The 1,429-nt window shown below is 38.3% G+C and carries 1 protein-coding gene, 1 pseudogene and 1 other annotated feature; the gene and the pseudogene both read left to right on the top strand.

Annotated elements, in window-relative coordinates; translation table 11 throughout:
• The first annotated feature begins 117 nt into the window (after window positions 1-117).
• Window positions 118-684 carry a recombinase family protein gene (locus FTT73_RS16080; RefSeq protein WP_006581699.1) on the top strand — a complete coding sequence of 189 codons (567 nt, stop codon included), beginning with the start codon at window positions 118-120 and terminating at the stop codon, window positions 682-684.
• A gap of 182 nt (window positions 685-866) precedes the next feature.
• Window positions 867-1,429 (top strand): annotated as a pseudogene (locus tag FTT73_RS16075) (IS3 family transposase); the annotation flags it as partial.
• Window positions 1,156-1,272, top strand: a sequence feature (AL1L pseudoknot). (Overlaps the previous pseudogene by 117 nt.)

The following is a 1,429-nucleotide window of genomic DNA, read 5'->3' as shown; positions in this document are numbered from 1 at the left end:
TATAGCCTAACGGAACAAAATAAAGTCTTAAAAAGCAACTCAAAAACCGTATTTATAGACTTAATATTTAATTTCGGTACAATATGTATTTAATTATCTAAACTCTAACGGTACAGAATGCCTAATCAGGTCGGATATATTCGAGTCAGTTCAACTGAACAAAATACTGAACGTCAATTAGATGGAATCAGCCTGGATAAGACCTTTACTGAAAAGGCAAGCGGTGGTAGCCGTGAACGTCCTCAGTTAAATGCAATGCTCGACTATCTGCGTGAAGGTGATACGGTGCATGTTCATAGTATTGATCGTCTGGCACGTAATACAAATGATCTGAACGAAATTGTGAATAGTCTGAATGATCGTGGTATAACCATTATTTTTCATAAAGAGAATTTGACCTTCAGTCATGATGTAGCACAATCGGCAATAAATAAACTCATGTTTCAGATGCTTGCTGCATTTGCAGAGTTTGAACGCTCCATGATCCGTGAGCGTCAAAAGGAAGGAATTGCAAAAGCCAAAGCGAAGGGCTTATATAAGGGAAGAAAGCGGAAGGTTGACTATGTTGAAATACGAAAAGCAATGGCTGAAGAAAATTCAACATTTAGAGGTGTTGCAGAAAAGTTTAAAGTAGGGATAGCAACAGTACAAAGAGCTTTAAAAGAAGAAACTAATAATCAATAAGGTTGATTAATGAAGACGCTTAGATATTCAAATTTAGAAAAGATCATGACCATTTATACTGAAATTTCTACTTATATTACATTTCATAATGCGACTGGTTTAACAGATATAAATAAATCAATGGAAGATTTTTGAACCGTACCGGGTTTGTCGGAGACCAAGCTTTCTGAGAGAATGTCCCGATGAAAAAAGTAAAATATACCCCTGAAATCAGAGAAAGAGCGGTTCAATTATTGATTGAATCCGAGAAAGATTATCCATCGAATTGGGCTGCGATCACCGCTATTGCTCCCTGAGCAGTATACTGCGCAAGGGTTGTACTCCTGAAACACTACGTGTTTGGTATCAAAAATATTTAGATAAACAAAATCCAGTTAAAGTACAGCAGCTTTCAGACCAAGAACGTATCAAACAACTCGAACGCGAAAATAAAGAACTGCAACGCGCCAATGAAATTCTACGTAAAGCAGCCGCTTTTTTCGCCCAGGCGGAGCTCGACCGCCCACACAAATAATGGTGGATTTTATCCATAATAATAAAGAGCTGTACGGAGTCGAGGCGATTTGTAGAATTTTACCGATCGCACCTTCAACCTATTACCGGACTCTAGATCTCTGTGAAAATCCAGAACATCGAGCAAAGCGAGATTTACATGACTTGCATCATGCTGAGGAGATTAAACGAATTTGGAAGGAAAGTTCAGGTCGGTATGGTGTACGTAAAGTCTGGCAAAAACTGAAACGTG

The organism is Acinetobacter sp. YH01006 (assembly GCF_013420445.1).
Lineage (GTDB): Bacteria > Pseudomonadota > Gammaproteobacteria > Pseudomonadales > Moraxellaceae > Acinetobacter > Acinetobacter pseudolwoffii.
Note: the sequence above shows the minus strand (reverse complement) of the source record. Positions and strands in the feature narration are given on the sequence as shown.

Excerpts from the sequence above, each read along its gene's own strand:
- FTT73_RS16080 (WP_006581699.1), top strand. The coding sequence starts at position 118 with ATGCCTAATCAGGTCGGATATATTCGAGTCAGTTCAACTGAACAAAAT.